Genomic DNA, 15,590 nt, shown 5'->3' with positions numbered 1-15,590 from the left:
GCTGCGCCTCACGCATCCCCAAAAAGCAGCGGCCCCTTTGCCGGGCCAATTCTATTCTATCCCCCAACCACCCGGGGGGCATTCACGCACAGGGTCACCGTGTGCGGACCAGCAGTGGCCGCATTACCCGAAGGCTCGACGTTCGCTTGAAACAGCAGAAGAAACCGCAGAATGCGGCAGAATCGCCGTTACGAACAGTATCGCACACAATTGAGACAAGGCTGCTGACCATAACCGATACAGCAGTGGATCACGGCAAAACTGCGTATCAAGTACGCATCATGCCGAGCAACCTGGCAATCTTGATGCCCGTCAAGATTGCCGCGAGCAGCCTGTCCCCCCAGCGAGTGAATCGCTGATACAGTGGTAGCAATTTGAGGGGGGCAGCGGCAACGAAACTATGATGTTGACTCTGTCTTTGGCGGCAAAGAATCTCCTGCGCCCAGCGAGTCCCGGCAAGGGTTTTCCCAAAAAACAAGGCGCTGCAATCTGCAGCGCCCTGACAACTTTTCAAAGGCCCGTGAGCCTGCTCAGCGGAGCGAATCTCAGGCCAGTGCCTTCACGCGTGCGGACAGGCGCGAGATTTTCCGGGAAGCGGTGTTTTTGTGATACACACCTTTGGTGACGCCGCGCATCAGCTCGGGCTGAGCCGCACGCAGAGCTGCGGTTGCTGCTTCCTTGTCGCCGGACGCGATGGCTTCTTCAACTTTACGCAGGAAGGTGCGGATGCGCGAACGACGGGCTTTGTTAACGGCAAAGCGCTTTTCGTTCTGACGTGCGCGCTTCTTGGCCTGGGGCGAATTTGCCATGGTGTCTGACCTTATCTTCGGGTTCTGTTTCTATCGGACGCAATGCCAGCCAGCCCCGGATCAGTCACCGGTGTGATTCTAGCCTGAGCGGGCTGCACGCGCATGTATTGAGGGCGGCGTTTACCCAACTCTGCACGGAAATGCAAGGGCGCCGGCCCGGAATGCAAAACGGCGGGCCGAACCGCCCGCCGTTCCGGTGTCTGATGCGCCGCTTACTTGTCGCGGAACTGCGCTTCGCGCTTTTCCAGAAAGGCGGCCATGCCCTCTTTCTGATCTTCGGTTGCAAACATCGAATGGAACACGCGGCGTTCGAACAGAATGCCTTCGCTCAGCGGCAGTTCATAGGAGCGGTTCACCGCTTCCTTGACCGCCATCGCAGTCAGTTGCGATTTCTCAGCAATCTTCTGCGCTGCTGCGGAAGCCTCCTCAATCAGCTTCTTCGCGGGCACGACGCGCGACACCAGGCCTGCGCGCTCAGCCTCTTCGGCGTTCATAAAGCGGCCGGTCAGGTTCATGTCCATCGACTTGGACTTGCCGACAAACCGGGTCAGACGCTGGGTGCCGCCGATACCGGCCACAACACCCAGATTGATTTCCGGCTGGCCGAACTTGGCAGTTTCCGCCGCGATGATGAAATCGCACAGCATCGCCAGCTCGCAGCCGCCACCCAGCGCATAGCCGGCCACCGCGGCGATGATGGGCTTGCGGATTGCCGAGATCCGGTCGTTGGCATCGGCAAACAGATTGGTGGCAAACACCTCGGTAAAGCTCAATTCCGACATCTCCTTGATGTCGGCACCGGCGGCAAATGCCTTCTCCGAGCCGGTCAGCACGATACAGCGCACCTTGTCGCTGGCATCGGCCTCTTCCAGAGCATCGCAAAGCTCGCCAATGAGCTCCTTGTTGAGCGCGTTCATCGCCTCCGGGCGGTTCAGCTTGATAAGGCAAACGTGGTCCTGCACATCGACGGTGATCGTCTCGTAGGCCATGATTTCTCTTTCGGTTGTTCCGTTCTGTCCTGAGTCCTTACCAAAAGGGTCCCTCTGATCAAGCTATCTTTGGCACTTTACACAGTAGAAGGTGGAGCGCCCCGACTGGGTGATTCTGGCAATTGACCCGGCGCAACCCTCGCGCCGGCAGGGCTCTCCCTCGCGGCCGTAGGCATCGAAACTATGCTGAAAATACCCAAGTTCTCCAGAAGCTTGCCTGAAATCCTTGAGCGATGACCCGCCCGCGCGAATGGCATCCTGCAGCACTTCGCGGATGATCGGCACCAGCGCTGCCACCCGATGCGCGGCAATCTGCCCGGCCTTGCGGCGTGGCGAAATTCCCGCGCGGAACAGCGCTTCGCAGACGTAGATGTTACCAAGGCCCGCGATGATTCCCTGATCCAGTAATGCGGATTTGACCGGCGTGTTGCGCCCTTTGAAGGCGGCAACCAGGTGATCTTCGTGGAAATCATTGCCCAAGGGCTCCGGCCCCAGCACCGACAGCAGCTTGTGGCTTCCGGCGGTTGCGGTTTCCAGCAGATCCATCGCCCCGAACCGGCGCGGATCGTTGAAGGTGATACGGGCGCCGTTGTCCATGTCCAGAACCACATGGTCATGCTTCTCCGCCTGCGGATGCTCATGTGCAAACTGCCCGAGCGGATCGCCGGAAACCGTCATCCGCCCGGACATGCCGAGGTGAATGAGCAGCGTCTCATCGGTATCCAGATCTGCCAGGATGTATTTCGACCGCCGCCGCATAGCATTCACCCGCGCACCAGTCAGCCGCTCAGCCATCCTTTCCGGAAACGGCCAGCGCAGATCCGGGCGGTTCACCTGCGCCTTCACGATCACTGCGCCCTCCATCGCAGGCGCCAAACCGCGTTTCACCGTCTCGACCTCGGGCAATTCTGGCATTACACCCCTCCTGAACCAACGGGCCGCATTGTGCCTGCCCCACAGCGCCTTATAACAAGGGCGAAACTCAGCAAACGGCAAGCCTGATGAGCAACACGAGCGACAACACCACCCATTTTGGGTTTGAAACCGTCCGCGAGGAGGAGAAGGCAGGCCGCGTGCAGGGTGTCTTCAATTCGGTCGCCTCGAAATACGACATCATGAACGACGTGATGAGCGTCGGCATTCACCGGGTCTGGAAGGACGCGATGATGGACTGGCTCGCGCCGCGTCCCGGCCAGCGGCTCTTGGATGTGGCCGGCGGAACGGGCGACATCTCCTTCCGCTTCCTGAAGCGTGCGGGCCATGGCCACTCCACCGTGCTGGACCTTACCCGCCCGATGCTGGAAGAGGGCCGCAAGCGCGCCGAAGCTGAGCAGATGGCCGACAGCCTCGATTGGGTTACCGGCGACGCGATGAAGCTGCCGTTCAAGGATAATACCTTCGACGTCTACACCATCTCCTTCGGCATCCGGAACGTGACCCGCCCGCAGGAGGCTTTGAATGAGGCCTACCGGGTGCTGCGCCCCGGCGGGCGGCTGATGGTGCTGGAGTTCTCGCAGCTGCCCAATGACGGGCTGCAGAAGCTTTATGACCTCTATTCCTTCAACGTGATCCCGCGGATGGGGCAGATGATTGCAGGGGATTACGACAGCTACCAGTATCTGGTGGAATCGATCCGCAACTTCCCGGATCAGGAAACCTTCCTTGGCATGGTGAAGCAGGCGGGGTTCGAAAACGCCAAGTACCGCAACCTGTCGATGGGCATCGCCTGCCTGCATTCCGGCTGGAAGATCTGACCCATGCGCGGCCCTCATAATATCCTGCGCCTGATCCGCACAGGCGCCACCTTCGAGCGCACAGGCGCCATGCATTCCGTGCTGGAGGCGTTTGAAGCGCCAAAACCCTTGCGCATGCTGGCGCGCACCCTGGGCTGGCCGTTCAAATGGCTGGGCTACAAAGGGGATCCGGCAATGCCGCCCGAAACCCGCGCCTTGAACGCTCTGGGGCCTGCCTACATCAAGTTTGGGCAGGTACTCTCGACCCGGCCGGACGTGGTGGGCAAGGATCTGGCCAACCAGTTGCGAGTGCTGCAGGACAAACTGCCCCCGTTTTCCCGCGCCGAGGCGCTGGCCGAGGTGGAAAAGGAACTGGGCCGCCCTGCCTCGGAAATCTTCTCCGATTTCAGCGATCCGGTGGCGGCGGCCTCCATTGCCCAAGTGCACCGCGCCACTTTGGCCGAAACCGGCGAGGAAGTTGCCGTCAAGGTTCTGCGCCCCGGCATCGAGCGCGCCTTCAACAAGGATGTGGACGCCTTCTATTTCGCGGCCCGCATCGTCGACCTGTTCGCGCCCGGCGCCCGCCGCCTGAAGCCGATGGACGTGATCGAGCATTTCGACGGCGTTGTGCAGGGCGAGCTGGACTTGCGGCTGGAAAGCGCCGCCGCGTCGGAATTCGCCGCCAACACCCTCAATGACGAAGGCTTCCAGCTGCCAGAAATCCGCTGGGCCTATTCTGCCCGCCGGGTGATGACAATGGGCTGGGCAGACGGCAACCCGCTGGGCGACAATGATGCCCTGGATGCAGCCGGCCACGATCGCAAACTGCTTGCCAACCGGGTTTTGTCACTATTCCTGCGCCACGCTCTGCGCGACGGCTTCTTCCACGCTGACATGCACCAGGGCAACCTCAAGGTGGCAAGCAACGGTGATATTATCGCCTATGATTTCGGGATCATGGGCCACATCGACGAGTACACCCGCAGGGTCTACGCCGAAATCCTTTATGGCTTCATCAAACGCGACTACAAACGCGTGGCCGAGGTCCATTTCGAGGCCGGTTATGTGCCTGCCAACCGTGATGTCGATGAATTCGCCCGTGCCCTGCGCGCTGTGGGCGAACCGATCTTCGGCATGGACGCCTCGCAGATCTCGATGGGCCGGCTGCTGAACTACCTGTTCGAAGTGACAGAGCGTTTCGGGATGGAAACCCGGACCGAGCTGATCCTGTTGCAGCGCACCATGGTGGTAGTTGAAGGCGTCGCCCGCTCACTCGACCCGCATATCAACATCTGGGAAGCCGCGCGCCCGGTGGTTGAGGACTACATCAAGAAATCCATCGGCCCCCGCGCAGTTGTCACCGACCTGCTGGACACAGCCAAGGTCATGGCCCGCTTTGGCCCCCGCCTGCCTGCTCTGGTGGAACAGGCGCTGATCGCGCAGGCCGCGCAGAATGGCGCACGGCCACGCAGCACACGAAGCTGGATCGCGCCCGCGGTGCTGGGCGCAGCCGGTGCGACTGGCGTCTGCGCGGTGATTGCCTTGCTGGTCTGAACAAGAAAATACAAGAACAATCGCCGCACCTTCCCAGGCCAGCCCGGATTTCCAGCCGGAGGCCTATCGGATGCTCCGGCAATCAGACCAGCAATTGCCCCCTCGAGACTCGCCTATTGGACGAAGTGCAAGCACTCTTGACACGTTGACCAACAGGTTAAACAACCCCATTATGGCAGCGGGAGCCTTGACCAGATTTCCCGCTTAAGTACCTGATGCAGCAGGAGCACTGTTAAGCCTGCCAATTCATACTTGCAGTATGGCCGTGACGGAATGTCTTGTTCCTACTTCAAGCTGCAGCAACAACGGAACCAGTTGATGAACAACCCGCGTAAAGTTCTGCTCGTCGAAAATGACGAATTCACACGCTACATGATGCGCGAGATCATCACTGCTCTTGGGGTCGAAGTCGGTATCGCAGAGAATGGTCAAACCTGCATCGACATACTCAGCAGCGCCCCAAGCGAGTACGGCCTGATTCTGATGGATCTTCACATGCCGCTGCTTTCGGGGGTCGACGCGACCAAGAAGATTCGGGAAGCGCCGATGAGTCCCCCCAACAATGTTCCGATCGTCGCCGTGACTGCAGATGTCGCCTATCACGACGAGGCAGTTGTAAAAAAGCTGGGCATGGACGGTTTTACGCCCAAACCTGTTTCTCCGGGCCGGATTCTGAAAATCATCGACAAATTCTGCGCAGCGGCATAGATCCCGCGCTTCACATCCCGGACAGCTTCGGGAGTGGGTAAATCCTTTTTGACATTCATGCGAAACGGCCGACGACAAATGGAAGATATGGATCAGAAGATGAGTGCTGGTACCAGCTCTGCCTCACCGGAAGGAGAAAAGTTGCAAGCCTCCGAAGAGGAAAACGGCCTCCATGTGGTCGGTATCGCCGCTTCTGCCGGCGGGCTGGAGGCGCTGTCTTCCCTGGTGCAGAACCTTCCGCCTGCAGCCAACGCCATTTATGTCATTGCGCAGCACATGTCGCCCACTCACAAAAGCGTGCTGTCCTCTCTGATCGCACGCGAAACAAAGCTGCCGGTCATGGAGCTGGGGCGCGAGACCAAGCCGGAAGCCGGCACAATCTACATCACACCGCCGGACACCGACGTTGTGCTGGACCATGGTGTCTTGCGGCTGCGCAATCCTGCTGGCCACCCCGCGTCTCCAAAGCCCTCTGCCGACCGCCTGTTCAAGAGCATTGCCGAAGAATGCGCGGAGCGCTGCGTTGGTATCGTGCTGTCCGGGACGGGCAGCGATGGCAGCTATGGCGTCCAGGCCATCCGTGAAAGCGGCGGCATTACCATTGCCCAGGATCCGGCTTCGGCGAAATATGACGGCATGCCAGTTTCTGCCATTGAAACCGGCTGCATCGACCTGAAATTGACACCGGATCAGATCGGCCTGCATTTCGAGAAGATTCTGACCAGGCCGCGCAATCTGGCGCTGCTGCAGCCCGACGCGGATGAACCCAGCAAGCTGAGCGACCTGTTTGCCATCCTGATGGCCCGGACCCAGGTGGATTTTGCCAACTACAAGGAAAACACCATAAACCGGCGGGTGGCCCGGCGCATGGCGGCACTGGGTATTGAGGACTATGAAGCCTATGTGGACTTCTGCAGGTCGAATCTCGAGGAAGTCGACGCGCTGCACCGGGACCTGCTGATCTCGGTCACCCGGTTCTTCCGCGACGGTGAACAGTTCCGCAAGCTGAATGACCAAATGGAAAAGCAGCTGGCAAGCCGCGGCCCCGGTCCGATCCGGGTTTGGGTGGCCGGCTGCGCCACTGGTGAGGAAGCCTATTCAATTGCGATAATGATCGCAGAGCTGCTTGGCGGCCTCCACGCGCTGACCAAGAGCAACGTGCAGATCTTTGCGACTGACATCGACCAGAATGCCATCGAGATCGCGCGCAAAGGTATTTACCCGGCATCGGCAGTACAGGACATTCCTTCCTCCTACCTGAAGGAATACTTCATCCTTGGAGAAGGCGACATCTCTGTCCGCCAAGAGCTGCGGAATGTGACGCTGTTCTCGCGTCACAATGTTTTCCAGGATCCGCCCTTTATCAATATCGATCTGATCACCATCCGCAACGTTCTGATCTATTTCAATCTTGCGCTGCAGGAACGCGTGCTCTCCCGGCTGCACTACTCGCTTTCCGCAAGCGGGCTGCTGTTTTTGGGAACGTCGGAAACAGTCGGTGAAATGGGCATCTACTTTGAAGCCCGGCAGGGTGCTGACAAGATTTTCGGAAAGCGCCGCGGCATTTCCAGAGAGCTCACAATTTCCCCGAGTTCAACCGGCGGCGCTTACATTCGGTCAATGGAGCTTCGCAAGGCTGCAACAAAGTCCTTAGCAGAGCAGTCGGATCAAGCCAGTTTGTCTTTGGCCCGTGCCGTTGCGCCCAACGGGCTTATCTGCACCCGCAACGGCGACATCATCGAAGTCCTGGGGGATATCAGCATCTACAGCGAGATCCGGGCCGGCATGTCGACGTCACTGAACGTTAAAATGCTGATCGATCCGCTGCGCAGCGAGGCGTCAAGCCTCATCGCGGTTGCAATCCGGAAAGAACAGCGCCGGGATGGCCGATGGCACAGTCTCAACTTGCCGAATGGTAACCGTGTTCAGCTGCAGGCTTTTCCGTTCTTCAGTCACAAAGGCGGGGAGTTGCACTGCCTGCTGGCGATCAACACCAAGTTCGAGGAAGAGAAAGAGCTCAACTTCGAGGACATCTCGGACCGCGATCAGCGCGAATATGTTGAACGCATGGAGCTGGAAGTCCGTTCCACTCAGGAAGCTCTGCAGCAAACCATTGAGGAACTCCAGACCGCCAACGAGGAACTGCAGTCCACAAATGAGGAGCTGCAATCAAACAACGAAGAGTTCCAAGCCACCAATGAAGAGCTTGAAACGTCCCACGAAGAGCTGCAGTCCACAAATGAAGAGCTGCTGACCGTCAACGAGGAATTGCAGATCAGCTCGGCGGAGCGCCAGGCGCTGGCCTCGGAACTGGAGGCGATGCTGGTGTCTTCACCCTATGCGGTTGCTCTGGCGGATCAGGCGCTGATCATCCGGCGGCTGTCGCGCGTGGCACAGGACGTGCTTGGAATTGGCGAGCTTCCGCCAACCGGGCTGCACCTCAGCCAATGCCACCTGCCTTCCGGTTTCCCGGCTTTGGCGCCCATTGCAAACTCTGTGCTGCGGCTGCAGGAAACCCGGCGCATTCCGGTTTTCTCTGGCAGCGAATACTACACTCTGATCCTGGCCCCAGTGCTTGATCAGCACCAGAAGCTGATCGGTATCTCGATCACTGTGTCCCGTTTCGACAACGAGCCCTTCAACCATGTCCTGAAGCTGGTCAGCAAGGTCACCAGCGTCGGTTTCTGGACGCAGAACCTGCAGACCAAGGAGACGTACCTCTCTCCGGAATCCCACTCCATTCTGGGAATTGATGACTCCGAAGCCGGCCTCGATCTTGAGGGGCTGCTGGCCCGGGTCCATCCGGAGGACCAGCCCTGCCTGCAAACGCGGCTGGACAAGCTGATGAAGGAAGGCGGGTCTTTTGAATATGAAGCCCGTTTCTTCGATGATGCGGGCAACACGCTTGGGATAGCCGGGAGCATGATGGTCTTTCAGGATTCCCACGGCGAAAACTTCCAGCTGATTGGCGTGTGCTGGGACAAAGCGAAATTCGAGGAACGCAATCTGATTCTGGGGTCCAGCGCAGCGGTGCTGAACCAATTTTCAGTCGGCACCTTTTCCTTTGACGTCAGGAACAATGTGCCGCTCTGGAATGCGCCGATGTACGACCTGCTGGGATGTGATCAGGCCAGGGATTTGCCCTCCGTGGAAACGCTGCTGGAGCGCCTCCACCCGGAGGATCGGGACTTTGTGAACGACGGGCTGCAGGACGCGCTGACTGCAGGGCAGCCCTTCCTCTATCCGGTCAGGCTGAAGTCCGCAGATGGCAGCTACCAGAATGGCGAGCTGTTTGCCCAAGCCCGTCAGGACGGGGCCGGCCGTACGACCCATGTCTTTGGCGGTATGAAGCTTTACCGGAGCGGACCCGAGTGACCCAGGCGAGCTTGAAAAATAAGCGTCCGGAACGCACCTGCCCCAGGTTCTGGCCTCCGCAGCCGTGCCTTCACGCACATTTTCGCGAAGCTTTCGACGACCGGCTTTGATGCAGTTGCCGGCGGGAAATGACGCCCTTGAGGCTGAACTTTTGGGGAGAGCCTATTTGGCCTCCCCTTACGCATCATTCATTCTCGACTGGAACGGCCGTATTCTTGTCTGCAACCGGCGGGCAGAGCGCAGCTTTGCCCCCGCCACCCAGCCTGGATGCGGCACGCTGAACGGAACCTGTATCAGCAAGCTGACGACGCTCGAAACAGAACGCGTCGTCGAGCGGCTCCGGGATGGAACGGCCAAGGGTGCCATGACCCTGCCAATGACCGCCGGCATCCGCACGGCGGCATCTCCGGATACGGAGTTCCGCGTTTCTTTGCTGCGCTCCAATGCACAGGGAGAACGGCTGATCCTGCTGACCCACGACCAGCTCAGGGTGGCCGCGGATTCTCTCCGGCAGATGAATGAATTGCGCAGCAAGCTGAACAGCGAGCTGCACGGCGCCAAGAACGCCAACCTGAAGCTGCAGGAAACCCTGCTGTCGATGGAGGCCTTCGCCCACGCAGCATCCCATGACCTTCGCACACCGATCAGCACCCTTAGCGGCTCCTTGCACTATTTCTGGGAGCATTACGCCGGCGACCTGCCCGAAACAGCGCGGGACTTCCTGCAGCACATGACCCGGGCCACCCGGCAAATGGATCGGCTGACGACCGAGCTGCTGGACCATTCCGTGTCGACGTCAGCCAGAATAAACGTCCAGGAAATCGCTGCACGGGACGCGGTGTCTGAGGCATGCACAAGCCTGTCTCAGGAGCTGCAAGCCTGCGGCGGGAAAATCCGTGTCAACGGTGACGGCTTCCGGATGCATGCAGATCCGACATTGCTGCACCTGGTACTCACCAACCTGTTGTCGAACGCGATAAAGTACCGGCATCCCGACCGGTCTTTGCAGATCACCATTGATCTCAGCGGCGCCGGGCGGGACCGGTGGAACCTGTCGGTTGCGGACAATGGAACCGGCTTTGATCCGGAAGACCGGCACATGATCCTTCAGCCCTTTCGCCGGGCGCACCGCGAAATCGAAGGCAGCGGCATTGGGTTGTCGACTTGCGCTGAGATCTGCCGCCGCCACAACTGGTTGCTCACTGCGGATGCTGAACCCGGCAAAGGCGCTGTCTTCACCATTTCTTTCGGCTAGGGTCAGCAGGCCTCTGCGGTGACCATCTGACCGGCGACATAGTCGATCATGCTGACAAGATCAGGCAAGTTGACCGGCTTGTGCAGCACCCAGCGGATATTGCGGCTCAGCCCAAACAATTCGCCGCCGGTGAACAGGCGGCTGCCGGTTATGTAGACGACCGGCATGTCCGGGCGCATGAGGGCGGCATAGTCAGCCACCGGCAGCGACATATCTTCCCCGATCTTCAGATCCAGGATCAAGATGCCTGTCTCGATGTCTGAAAGCGCAGCAATCGCTTCGGCGCAGCTGGCAACGGATTTGACGTCGTATCCGGCATTCTGCAGGGCCATTGTAAAGGTGAAACGGACACCTGCGTCATCTTCCAGTAGCAGCACCTTTGTTGGCATTACGCCCCCTTACCAGTCTGCGGCCGGCGCTGACTGCGCAGCCGCATCACCTTTGGCTGGCTTTTCAAAGCTCTACGGAGCTCATTCCAGCGCGCTCATAGCAAGAAAGGTGTAACTTAAAGCGATTCTCACCATACAATTAATACTACTTTAGATTGTATTTATTGTATACCAAAGAACCGTAACCTGCCCATAAAAGCCGCTTCGGCTGGCGGGTCAGGGCAGGCACGGGGCCGTATGCCGGCCCCGATGCCGTGTTGTGTCAAAGGCGCTCAATCGCCAGGGCAATGCCCTGACCGCCGCCGATGCACATGGTGATCAGCCCTTTGGAACCACCGGTACGCTCCAATTCATACATTGTTTTCAGGGTGATAATGGCACCTGTCGCACCAACCGGATGGCCCAGCGCGATGGCGCCGCCGTTGGGGTTCACCTTGGCCGGATCCAGCCCCAATTCCTTGTTCACGGCCAAGGCTTGGGAGGCGAAGGCTTCGTTCGACTCGATGACGTCGAAATCAGCGGCGGACAGACCAGTTTTCTCCAAAAGGTTGCGCACTGCGGGCACTGGACCGATACCCATCACTTCAGGACGCACTCCCGCATGGGCATAGCCCAGAATGCGGGCCTTCGGTTTCAGCCCGGCCCGTTCAGCCGCAGCCGCCGTGGACAGCACCATAGCTGCAGCGCCGTCGTTGATTCCGCTGGCATTTCCGGCAGTTACGCGACCGTCCTTCTGGAACACCGCCCGCAGTCCAGCCAGCGCCTCGGGCGTGGTGGCCTTCGGGTGCTCGTCCACTTCGAAAGGCACCATGTCACGCTTCACCTTCACCTCGACCGGTGCGATCTGGGACTTGAAATGTCCGGCTTCGATGGCCGCGGCGGCACGGCTCTGGCTGGTGAGCGCAAATGCGTCCATCTGCTCGCGGGTGATGGCGTGCTCATCGGCGACATTCTCTGCCGTCACCCCCATATGGCCGGTGCCGAACGGGCAGTTCAGCGCGCCCAGCATCATGTCGAGCGACTTCACATCCCCCATCTTGGCACCCCAGCGGCTTTGCTGGAGGATATAGGGGCTGCGCGACATGTTCTCGGCGCCGCCAGCCAGGGCGAACTCTGCGTCCCCCAAGGCAAGCGATTGATAAGCGGATACAATTGCCTGCACGCCGGAACCGCAGAGGCGGTTCACGTTCATTGCCGGCACCACGTCCGGCACCCCCGCCTGCATCGCCGCGACCCGGCTCAGGTACATGTCGCGGGGTTCGGTGTTGATGATGTGGCCGAACACCACATGGCCGATCTGCGCGCCCTCCACCCCGGAACGCTCCAGCGCCGCTTTGGACACGGTGGCAGCCAGGTCGATCGGCGCGGTGTTTGCCAGCGCGCCGCCAAAGGTGCCGATGGCGGTGCGGGCGCCATCCAGGATCACGATATCTGTCATTGGTCTTACTCCTCAACTCCTGCGTTACCGCCAGTATGCGCCCGCAGCATGGGCCTGTCTGCCGGGACGTGCCGTCATGGAAACGCGGCGTCACCCCCTGTGCACCCCTTGTACACCCCCTGTGCACCGCCGCGGCGCAGCATCCGCGATTTGCCGGATCAATTGACAAATGCCGCCCGTCAGAGCAGAGAATCCGTCATGACGGAAAACACAGACGATATCCTGACCCTGCTGCCCGCCCGCCTGAAAGAGGCGCGCCGCGCGCAAGGCCTGAGCCTGGAAGCGGTCGCCAACCTGTCGGGCGTCAGCCGCTCGATGGTGAGCCAGATTGAGCGCGGCGAAAGCTCCCCCACCATTGCGACGCTGTGGAACCTCACGCGCGCGCTGCAGGTGGATTTTGCAGGCCTCTTGGAAGCGGGCGACATGCAGGACCGGATTGAGGTGCTGCGCGCGAGCGATGTGCCCAAGATCGAGAACATGGGCCAGGGCTGCCGCATCCGCATCCTGTCGCCGCCGGAAGAGGCCGGGGGGCACGAGGTCTATGACATCCGCTTTGATCAAGGCGGCGCGCTGGTCAGCCAGCCCCACACCCGCGGCGCACTGGAGCAACTGACGGTGCTGGAGGGCGAAATCACGGTCAGCTCAGGCAATGCCAGGGACCAGCTGCAGGCCGGCGACACCGCCCGCTATGCCGCCGATGTGGCCCATTCGATCACCGCGCCCGAGGGGCCTGCGCGGGTGTTTCTGATTGTGAAGAATGCTTGATTTTGAGCAAAAAAAGGCGCTTTGAAAAGGAACCATCAAACAGTGTTTAAGAAGTTTCGAAGCTCGCTCAGCAGGCGTCTTCAGTTTTTCGCGGCAACGGTTCGATTGTTCCTAATTGTGTTCCTTGGGATGGCTGTCTTCGTGTCGCTATCCGCATTGGTGATTATTGCAATAAATGAATTTGGGTCTTGAAAAAGTTGGTAAGGACCCTGCCCGACCTGGAGGGTGCCGACAACGGAAATAGCTGCCCTGGGGGCTTGCGCTGTTGCTCCTGTAGGAAGAATGGGTAGTTCAAACCCGTTCCATCGGCGGCGGCAGTACCCGCTGGCAGTTCTCGGCAAGAATACCCCACCTTGGGCCTTTTATGCACATTCCCCTTGAACGACTCGGGGGGACAGACCATATGTGGTCCGCTAACGTTATTCTTGTCGATCCACTGTCTCCCGCTCTGCGGCGTTATCAGTCTCTCGATCCAGACCGACTACGCCAGGCTGCCGCAGTTCCGCGGGCAGCAAAATTAGGAGACTACGGATATGGCCACCGGCACCGTAAAATGGTTCAACACCACCAAAGGCTTCGGCTTCATCGCACCCGACGGCGGCAGCAAAGATGTGTTCGTGCACATCTCCGCTGTTGAGCGTTCCGGCCTGACCGGCCTGGCGGACAACCAGAAAGTCACCTTCGACATCGAGCCCGGCCGTGACGGCCGCGAGTCGGCGGTGAACCTGGAACTGGTGTAAGCCAGACAGCTTTGCTGATTGGAAGCGCGGCTCCCCACGGGGGGCCGCGTTTTCTTTTGGGCAGTTTCTTTTGCAGGTCAGCCCTTGTTCTTCTCATCCCAGAGCTTTGGCTCCCACAGTTCCACCTTGTTGCCCTCCGGGTCCATGATCCAGGCAAAACGGCCGTTCTCATAGGTGTCCGGCCCTTTCAGGATGGAAATACCTGCGGCCTTGAGCTGCGCGATCATCCCGTCCATATCGTCGATCCGGTAGTTGATCATGAAACCGGCAGTGCTGGGGTCAAACCAGGTGCCGTCCGCATCGGCCGTGCCCCAGACGGTCAGGCCGCCATCCTCTGCGGTGTCGTCCTGCCAGTTCAGCACCGCACCGCCGAACTCCTGCAGATCCAGTCCCAGACGGTCGCTGTACCACTCTGCCAGCGCCTTGGCGTCGCTGCGCGCCTTGATGAAAACCCCGCCTATTCCCGTGACTCTGGCCATGCCGTGCCCTCCCTGTTGCCGGGACAAATAGTCCGGTTCGGCGGATTTTCACCCACACATTCCAGTTTCACGGATTTTTTTCCGCAATGCTGAAATCCTGTATTCCGGAAACGCATCCGCTATGATAGACACGCGACTCGAGACACCAAGGGAGTTTGCGCATGTCCACTGCTTTTCTGACCGACATCTCCAACACGCTGGCCCAGATCAAGGGTGAGGGGCTGTACAAGCGCGAGCGAATGATCACCTCCCCGCAGGGGGGCGAGATCACGGTTGGCGGACGCGAGGTGATCAACCTGTGCGCCAACAACTATCTGGGTCTGGCCGACCACCCCGCCCTGATCAAGGCCGCCAAGGATGCAATGGAGCCGAATGGGTTCGGCATGGCCTCTGTCCGGTTCATCTGCGGCACCCAGGATATCCACCGGGAGCTGGAGCAGAGGCTGGCGAAGTTCCTGGGCAAGGATGATTCGATCCTGTTCGCCGCCTGTTTCGACGCCAATGGCGGGCTGTTCGAACCGCTCTTGGGGCCGGAGGATGCGATCATCTCCGACAGCCTGAACCATGCCTCGATCATCGACGGCATCCGGTTGTGCAAGGCAAAGCGCTACCGCTACCTGAACAGCGATATGAACGACCTGGAGGCCTGGCTGAAGCAAGCCCGCGAGGACGGCGCACGCCATATCATGATCGCTACCGACGGCGTGTTCTCGATGGACGGTTATCTGGCGAAGCTGCCGGAGATCCGGGCGCTGGCGGACAAATACGATGCCATCGTGATGGTGGATGACTGCCATGCCACCGGCTTCATGGGCGCAACAGGCGCCGGCACGCCGGAGCATTTCGGGGTGGACGTGGATATCCTGACGGGAACCTTGGGCAAGGCACTTGGGGGGGCCATCGGCGGTTACATCGCCGGGCCGCAGCCGGTGATCGACCTGCTGCGGCAGCGGGCGCGGCCCTATCTGTTCTCCAATTCGCTGCCGCCATCGATTGTTGCTGCCGGGCTGGAGGCGATCCGGCTGGTGGAGGAAGGGGACGGGCTGCGGGCGCAGCTGTTCGAGAATGCGAAATACTGGCGCGCGGGGCTGGAGAAACTGGGCTTTGACCTGCTGCCGGGTGAGCATCCGATCATCCCGGTGATGCTGGGCGAAGCGCAGCTGGCGCAGGATATGGCGGCGCGTCTGTTCGACGAGGGCGTCTATGTCTCCGGCTTCTTCTTCCCTGTCGTGCCGCGCGGCCAGGCGCGGATCCGCACTCAGATGAATGCGGCGCTGACACGGGATGAGCTGGACCGGGCATTGGCCGCCTTTGGCAAGGTGGGCAAGGAATTGGGGATCCTGTCATGAGCCGTCC

General features: G+C 60.0%; 15 protein-coding genes. 9 read left to right on the top strand and 6 right to left on the bottom strand.

The genetic code is table 11. The features are described from left to right. Nucleotides 1-146: 146 nt before the first annotated feature. The gene (locus K3725_RS19465) at nt 147-359 is read left to right on the top strand and encodes a hypothetical protein (RefSeq protein WP_260016872.1); all 213 of its coding nucleotides are present in this window, start codon (nt 147-149) and stop codon (nt 357-359) included. Between the two features lie 186 nt (nt 360-545). On the opposite strand, the gene rpsT is transcribed toward K3725_RS19465, so the two are convergent. From rpsT to mutM, 3 genes are all read right to left on the bottom strand, one after another. Further along, complete coding sequence (gene rpsT, locus K3725_RS19460; protein WP_019295144.1) at nt 546-809, bottom strand: 30S ribosomal protein S20; 264 nt, start codon at nt 807-809, stop codon at nt 546-548. Nucleotides 810-1,021: 212 nt separating this feature from the next. After that, the gene (locus K3725_RS19455) at nt 1,022-1,798 is read right to left on the bottom strand and encodes an enoyl-CoA hydratase (protein ID WP_260016871.1); all 777 of its coding nucleotides are present in this window, start codon (nt 1,796-1,798) and stop codon (nt 1,022-1,024) included. A 63-nt stretch (nt 1,799-1,861) separates the two neighbouring features. After that, entirely contained in the window at nt 1,862-2,713 is an 852-nt protein-coding gene (mutM, locus tag K3725_RS19450) for a bifunctional DNA-formamidopyrimidine glycosylase/DNA-(apurinic or apyrimidinic site) lyase (RefSeq protein WP_260016870.1), read from the bottom strand. A gap of 86 nt (nt 2,714-2,799) precedes the next feature. Here mutM and ubiE point away from each other — a divergent pair, with 86 nt between their 5' ends. From ubiE to K3725_RS19425, 5 genes are all read left to right on the top strand, one after another. Beyond that, complete coding sequence (ubiE, locus tag K3725_RS19445) at nt 2,800-3,552, top strand: bifunctional demethylmenaquinone methyltransferase/2-methoxy-6-polyprenyl-1,4-benzoquinol methylase UbiE (protein WP_039184344.1); 753 nt, start codon at nt 2,800-2,802, stop codon at nt 3,550-3,552. A gap of 3 nt (nt 3,553-3,555) precedes the next feature. Next, the gene (gene ubiB / locus K3725_RS19440; RefSeq protein ID WP_260016869.1) at nt 3,556-5,085 is read left to right on the top strand and encodes a 2-polyprenylphenol 6-hydroxylase; all 1,530 of its coding nucleotides are present in this window, start codon (nt 3,556-3,558) and stop codon (nt 5,083-5,085) included. Nucleotides 5,086-5,358: 273 nt separating this feature from the next. Continuing rightward, nucleotides 5,359-5,793: a response regulator gene (locus K3725_RS19435; protein WP_260016868.1), complete on the top strand. Its 435-nt coding sequence runs from the start codon at nt 5,359-5,361 to the stop codon at nt 5,791-5,793. Nucleotides 5,794-5,871: 78 nt separating this feature from the next. Further along, nucleotides 5,872-9,168 (top strand): chemotaxis protein CheB, encoded by a 3,297-nt coding sequence (locus K3725_RS19430; protein ID WP_409201579.1) that lies wholly within the window; start codon nt 5,872-5,874, stop codon nt 9,166-9,168. Nucleotides 9,169-9,334: 166 nt separating this feature from the next. Continuing rightward, complete coding sequence (locus K3725_RS19425) at nt 9,335-10,423, top strand: ATP-binding protein (RefSeq protein WP_260016866.1); 1,089 nt, start codon at nt 9,335-9,337, stop codon at nt 10,421-10,423. Between the two features lie 2 nt (nt 10,424-10,425). On the opposite strand, the gene K3725_RS19420 is transcribed toward K3725_RS19425, so the two are convergent. Both K3725_RS19420 and K3725_RS19415 read right to left on the bottom strand, forming a co-directional pair. Then, nucleotides 10,426-10,812 carry a response regulator gene (locus K3725_RS19420; RefSeq protein ID WP_260016865.1) on the bottom strand — a complete coding sequence of 129 codons (387 nt, stop codon included), beginning with the start codon at nt 10,810-10,812 and terminating at the stop codon, nt 10,426-10,428. A gap of 262 nt (nt 10,813-11,074) precedes the next feature. Beyond that, the gene (locus tag K3725_RS19415; protein ID WP_260016864.1) at nt 11,075-12,250 is read right to left on the bottom strand and encodes an acetyl-CoA C-acyltransferase family protein; all 1,176 of its coding nucleotides are present in this window, start codon (nt 12,248-12,250) and stop codon (nt 11,075-11,077) included. A gap of 198 nt (nt 12,251-12,448) precedes the next feature. On the opposite strand from K3725_RS19415, the gene K3725_RS19410 reads away from it, so the two are divergent. Both K3725_RS19410 and K3725_RS19405 read left to right on the top strand, forming a co-directional pair. After that, nucleotides 12,449-13,015 (top strand): helix-turn-helix domain-containing protein, encoded by a 567-nt coding sequence (locus tag K3725_RS19410; protein ID WP_260016863.1) that lies wholly within the window; start codon nt 12,449-12,451, stop codon nt 13,013-13,015. A gap of 533 nt (nt 13,016-13,548) precedes the next feature. After that, a complete protein-coding gene (locus K3725_RS19405; protein ID WP_260016862.1) occupies nt 13,549-13,755 on the top strand; it encodes a cold-shock protein in 207 nt (68 codons plus the stop codon). Nucleotides 13,756-13,832: 77 nt separating this feature from the next. Here the strand turns inward: K3725_RS19405 and K3725_RS19400 are convergent, their stop codons facing one another. After that, nucleotides 13,833-14,234: a VOC family protein gene (locus K3725_RS19400; RefSeq protein ID WP_260016861.1), complete on the bottom strand. Its 402-nt coding sequence runs from the start codon at nt 14,232-14,234 to the stop codon at nt 13,833-13,835. Between the two features lie 161 nt (nt 14,235-14,395). On the opposite strand from K3725_RS19400, the gene K3725_RS19395 reads away from it, so the two are divergent. Then, nucleotides 14,396-15,583, top strand: a complete 1,188-nt coding sequence (locus K3725_RS19395; RefSeq protein WP_260016860.1) for a glycine C-acetyltransferase — start codon at nt 14,396-14,398, stop codon at nt 15,581-15,583. The last annotated feature ends 7 nt before the right edge of the window (nt 15,584-15,590 follow it).

The sequence above is a fragment of the Leisingera sp. S132 genome (assembly GCF_025144465.1).
Taxonomy (GTDB): Bacteria; Pseudomonadota; Alphaproteobacteria; order Rhodobacterales; family Rhodobacteraceae; genus Leisingera.
This window is presented reverse-complemented; position numbering and strand designations above follow the sequence as displayed.

Excerpts from the sequence above, each read along its gene's own strand:
- rpsT (WP_019295144.1), bottom strand. The coding sequence starts at position 809 with ATGGCAAATTCGCCCCAGGCCAAGAAGCGCGCACGTCAGAACGAAAAG.
- K3725_RS19455 (WP_260016871.1), bottom strand. The coding sequence starts at position 1,798 with ATGGCCTACGAGACGATCACCGTCGATGTGCAGGACCACGTTTGCCTT.
- mutM (WP_260016870.1), bottom strand. The coding sequence starts at position 2,713 with ATGCCAGAATTGCCCGAGGTCGAGACGGTGAAACGCGGTTTGGCGCCT.
- ubiE (WP_039184344.1), top strand. The coding sequence starts at position 2,800 with ATGAGCAACACGAGCGACAACACCACCCATTTTGGGTTTGAAACCGTC.
- ubiB (WP_260016869.1), top strand. The coding sequence starts at position 3,556 with ATGCGCGGCCCTCATAATATCCTGCGCCTGATCCGCACAGGCGCCACC.
- K3725_RS19435 (WP_260016868.1), top strand. The coding sequence starts at position 5,359 with ATGTCTTGTTCCTACTTCAAGCTGCAGCAACAACGGAACCAGTTGATG.
- K3725_RS19430 (WP_409201579.1), top strand. The coding sequence starts at position 5,872 with ATGGAAGATATGGATCAGAAGATGAGTGCTGGTACCAGCTCTGCCTCA.
- K3725_RS19420 (WP_260016865.1), bottom strand. The coding sequence starts at position 10,812 with ATGCCAACAAAGGTGCTGCTACTGGAAGATGACGCAGGTGTCCGTTTC.
- K3725_RS19415 (WP_260016864.1), bottom strand. The coding sequence starts at position 12,250 with ATGACAGATATCGTGATCCTGGATGGCGCCCGCACCGCCATCGGCACC.
- K3725_RS19410 (WP_260016863.1), top strand. The coding sequence starts at position 12,449 with ATGACGGAAAACACAGACGATATCCTGACCCTGCTGCCCGCCCGCCTG.
- K3725_RS19405 (WP_260016862.1), top strand. The coding sequence starts at position 13,549 with ATGGCCACCGGCACCGTAAAATGGTTCAACACCACCAAAGGCTTCGGC.
- K3725_RS19400 (WP_260016861.1), bottom strand. The coding sequence starts at position 14,234 with ATGGCCAGAGTCACGGGAATAGGCGGGGTTTTCATCAAGGCGCGCAGC.
- K3725_RS19395 (WP_260016860.1), top strand. The coding sequence starts at position 14,396 with ATGTCCACTGCTTTTCTGACCGACATCTCCAACACGCTGGCCCAGATC.